The 4,288-nt window shown below is 64.6% G+C and carries 5 protein-coding genes; 2 read left to right on the top strand and 3 right to left on the bottom strand.

Annotation, left to right across the window (positions count from 1 at the left end; all coding sequences use genetic code 11):
• On the top strand, positions 1–399 hold a 399-nt coding region (locus EOD07_RS24615; protein ID WP_281059083.1), incomplete at its 5' end, for a 2OG-Fe(II) oxygenase family protein.
• A 44-nt stretch (positions 400–443) separates the two neighbouring features.
• Here the strand turns inward: EOD07_RS24615 and EOD07_RS24610 are convergent.
• Positions 444–950 carry a CAP domain-containing protein gene (locus EOD07_RS24610; protein ID WP_127237285.1) on the bottom strand — a complete coding sequence of 169 codons (507 nt, stop codon included), beginning with the start codon at positions 948–950 and terminating at the stop codon, positions 444–446.
• 239 nt (positions 951–1,189) lie between these two features.
• Between EOD07_RS24610 and EOD07_RS24605 the strand changes: the two genes are divergently transcribed.
• Complete coding sequence (locus tag EOD07_RS24605; RefSeq protein WP_127237284.1) at positions 1,190–2,014, top strand: DUF2189 domain-containing protein; 825 nt, start codon at positions 1,190–1,192, stop codon at positions 2,012–2,014.
• A 22-nt stretch (positions 2,015–2,036) separates the two neighbouring features.
• Here the strand turns inward: EOD07_RS24605 and EOD07_RS24600 are convergent, their stop codons facing one another.
• Entirely contained in the window at positions 2,037–2,669 is a 633-nt protein-coding gene (locus tag EOD07_RS24600; RefSeq protein WP_127237283.1) for a LysE family translocator, read from the bottom strand.
• A gap of 158 nt (positions 2,670–2,827) precedes the next feature.
• A partial coding sequence (locus EOD07_RS24595; protein ID WP_164772487.1) for a VWA domain-containing protein occupies positions 2,828–4,288 on the bottom strand: 1,461 nt, incomplete at its 5' end.

Below are 4,288 nucleotides of genomic sequence, written 5' to 3'. Positions count from 1 at the left end.
GCGTTGAACTATCCCGAGCAGCATGTCGCGCCGAAGCCCGGCCAGATCCGCGCCGGCGCCCATACCGATTATGGCAGCCTCACCATCCTGCTGCCGCAGGCGGGTTCGCGCGGACTTCAGATCGTCACGCCGGACGGCGAATGGGCCGAGGTGCCGCCGATCCCCGGCGCCTTCGTCATCAACATCGGCGACCTGATGGCGCGCTGGACCAACGACCGTTGGGTGTCGACCGTGCATCGCGTCGTCAACCCGCCGGCTGAGCAGGGCGGCAAGGATCGCCGGCAGTCGATGGCCTTCTTCCACCAGCCGAACTGGGATGCCGAGATCACGGTTCTGGACGCATGCCTAACCAAGGGCGAGGTGCCGAATACGAGCCGGTGCGCTCCGGGCCATACCTGATGGGCAAGTTCAAGGCGACGACGAGATAGGGCCGGGCCGATGGCCTATCGGCCGAGCACCAGCGCCCAGTAGCGCAAGGCAGGATCGCGGCCGTCACGCACATAGGCCAGTCCGAAGCGGCTGAAGTCTGGATCGAGCATGTTGCGGCGATGGCCGTCCGAGTGCATCCAGATGTCGAATAGCTTCTCAAGGTCGAAGCGGCCCTCGGCGATGTTTTCGGCCGCGGCGCCCCGCACGCCATTGTCCTTCATGCGCGAGGCGAAATCCTTGCCCCAGCCGGTGGTGTGGCTCATGCGCTCGCGCGAGGCCATGTAGCCGGCCTGCTGCAGCGCCGCCTGTTCGAGCTGCGTGTCGGGGGTCAGCGCCGGCAGCCCGGCGGAGCTGCGAATACCGGCCAATGTCGCCGTGGCGGACGAAGAGGCGCCGGCGCCTTCGCCGGTTGGTACCGTGACTGTGCTGCAGGCCGTGATGCCGGCAAGCGCCGCCAGGCCGGCTGCCTTGAGCAGCATGCGGCGGTTGAGGTCGGGGAGGGCGGTGATCGAGATGCTCATCCGGCCCTCTGATACCGCCGATCGTGGCTTTTGCCGGGCAGGAGACGAAAGGCAAGGGATGAAAATCGCGTGAAGCGGCGACTTTTCCCGGAAGATCGGCTATGATGCGGTCGTTCTTGAAGTGGCAGCCACGGGCGGGCCACCGCAGGCGGTGACCGACCCGCGTTGATCTGGCGCATGATTGCGTGGCGAGAACCTCCTGGTTTTCGCGCTCATGCACTGACAAACGGAGGACGGTTATGGCCGGTTTTCATGTCATGGCGGATGCGTATGGGATGCATGTGCAGCCTACGGTGCGCCGCATCTCCACCTCGGATCTTTGGGACGCGCTGAAGCTCGGCGCCGAGGATTTCTGGGCCAAGCCCTCGCATTACGTGTTCCTGTGCCTGGTCTATCCGATCGTCGGCCTGATCTTGACGCAATGGAGCTCGGGCTCGAACGCCATTCAGCTCGTCTATCCGCTGATGTCGGGTTTCGCGCTCATCGGCCCGTTCGCGGCCATCGGCCTTTATGAGATCAGCCGTCGGCGCGAGCTGGGCATGAGCAGCCACTGGCGGCATGCGCTCGATGTCCGCCATTCGCCGGCGCTGCCGTCGATCGCGGTCATCGGCATCCTGCTCTTCGCGCTGTTCCTTTTGTGGCTGTTCACCGCGCAGTCGCTCTACACCAGCCTGTTCGGCGCCGAGCCGCCCGCTTCGGTCGGCGCTTTCGTGCGCGACGTGTTGACGACCGGCAAGGGCTGGACGCTGATCCTGGTCGGCAACGCCGTCGGCTTCGTTTTCGCCGTTGTCGTTTTGGCCACCACCGTCGTTGCCTTCCCGCTGCTGCTCGACCGCGACGTCGGCGCCGTTTCGGCGATCGAAACCTCGGCCCGCGCGGTGATGGCAAACCCGCTGACGATGGCGCTTTGGGGCCTGACGGTCGCCGTATTGCTGGTGGTCGGCTCGATCCCCCTGTTTGCCGGCCTTGCCGTCGTCATGCCGATCCTCGGCCACGCGACCTGGCATCTCTACCGCAAGGTGGTCGAGCCGGAACAGATCCGGCCGGTGCGCCGGCCGATGTAGGACGGCTGGTCTGGAGGGACGGCTATCTTTGCGCCTCGGTCGCCATCTTCAGCGCCAGCGCCGTCAGCACCGTGCCCATCATCCAGCGCTGGACGACCAGCCAGAAGGGCCGTCCGGCAAGGAAAGCCGCGATCGAGCCGGCGGTCACCGCGATGATGGCGTTGACGGTGAGGCTGATCGAAATCTGGGTCACGCCGAGCACCAGAAGCTGCGACAGAACATGGCCCTTGGCCGGATTGATGAATTGGGGCAGCAGCGAAAGATAGAGCACGGCCACCTTCGGATTGAGCAGGTTGGTCATCAGCCCCATGACGAAAAGCTTGCGCGGCCGGTCCCTGGGCAGCTCGCGCACCTGGAACGGAGAGCGCCCACCGGGCCGCAGCGCCTGCCAGGCGAGCCACAGCAGATAGAGCGCACCGGCGAAGCGAAGCGCGTCATAGGCGTAAGGCACGGCGAAGATGAGCGCGGTGATGCCGAAGGCTGCCGATACCACGTAGAACAGGAAGCCCAGCGCCACGCCGCCGAGAGAGATCAGCCCGGCTTTCGGCCCTTGCGACAGTGAGCGCGAGATCAGGTAGATCATGTTCGGGCCCGGTGTCAGCACCATGCCGAGGCAGATCAGCGCGAAGGTGAGATGGTTGGCGGCGTCGGGCATTGGCGGCTCCATTCGGCCAAGGACTCATCACGGCCGTCCACCGGCCGCAAGACCTTGACTGCGGCAGCTTTTGCGCCAGCGGTGATGATTGGCGAAATCGGCGAAGCGGCCAATCTCCCCCCTTGCGGGGGAGATCAGCAATTTCCACGCCGGCGTGCTTAACCCACCACCCGCAGGTTCGACAGCTCGTTGGCAATCTCCTTGAAATTGTCGGAGAGCGTCGCGCCAGTGGCGTTCCAGAACAGCTTGGCCGGCTTGCTGGGGTTGGTCGGATCCTTGCGGAAGCGGGAATCGGAAGAGCATGCCTTCAGCGCGGCCATCGCCTTCTGGTCGCTGGTATCGGTCGATGACATGTCGAGAGCGACCGTCATCACCATGATCTTGGCCGCCTTGGCGTTGTCGCACAATTTCGCCATCTGCTCGTTCATCGCCGCGGTGTAGTTGCTCGATGAATAGTTGAACTGGCCGATGGCGCTCGACGTGCCGCCGAACAGGCGGGTGACCGAAGTGCCGTTATAGCCGACGCCGGTATAGCCATAGGCGGCATAGGTCGACTTGTTGCCGGCCGGGTCGGGATTGACCGTCGAATAGGTGTTCTCGCCGTCGGTGAGCACGATGACGACCTTGTCGTTGCCGCGCTCGGTTTCCGGCCGCCCCTCGGTGAAGGGGGGCGCGCTGGAGACGGTGCGCCAGCCCCAGGCCATGCCTTCGGGCACATTGGTGTTGCCGTTGGGCTGCATCAGATCGACCGCCGCCTTGATGGCCGCCAGCCCGTCCGTGGTTGTGACGTCGGTGAGCGGCGTGATCGGCGTGGTGGTGCAGCTGTAGTTCGGGCCGGCGCCTTTCGACAGCACCGGCGCATCGATTGGCCGGGGCATGAAATACTTGGCCATGTTCGATTGCCTGGTCTTGCCGGTGGTGCTTGAGGGATCGTCGTTCCACCAGCTGTTGGCCGCGCCATAGGTCACCGGCCTCGGCTCATCGGGGTCCTGGGTCACGTACCAGTGGTTGCCGGGTTCGTCCGGGGCGAACATCGGCACGAACATCGTCGCGGGGTCTCCGACGCCAATGCCGGTGTTGTTGGGTCCGCCGGATGCCGGCGTGTCGTCGACATTGTAAGGATAAGGCCGGACCTCGACGCAGCCCTGCCAGCTGGCGAACGGCCCGTAAGTGTCGACATAGTCGTATTCGTCGTGGCTGCGCCTGCACGTGTGGTTGTCGCGATATTCGTCGCAGACGACGCGCTTGCTGCCGGCGATACGTTCGTGGCTGGTGACGACCTTCATGTCCCGATAGAGCTCGAAGCGGGTCAATATCTGGCCCTCCTCCGTGCCCCAGCCGGTACCCTTTTTATACCAGATGCCGTTGGTCTTCTGGGCGTATTTGTCCGGCGCATTCAGCGTCGACCAGTCGAAATTCTCATTGGCGATCGGCGACAGCCCGTAGGTGTCCATCCACGCGGCGTTGTCGTTGTCTGGCCCGACATTGACCGAGGCCGCGAACGGCACGAGGCTGAACTGGACCGGCTTGTCGATCTGCTTGATCTGCGCCGCCTGCTGCGCCAGCGTGTCGACGAGCTGCTTGGCGGCCTGCTTGAGCAAGTCGATGCGCTTCTGTCC

Source organism: Mesorhizobium sp. M2C.T.Ca.TU.002.02.1.1 (assembly GCF_003997225.1).
This window is presented reverse-complemented; position numbering and strand designations above follow the sequence as displayed.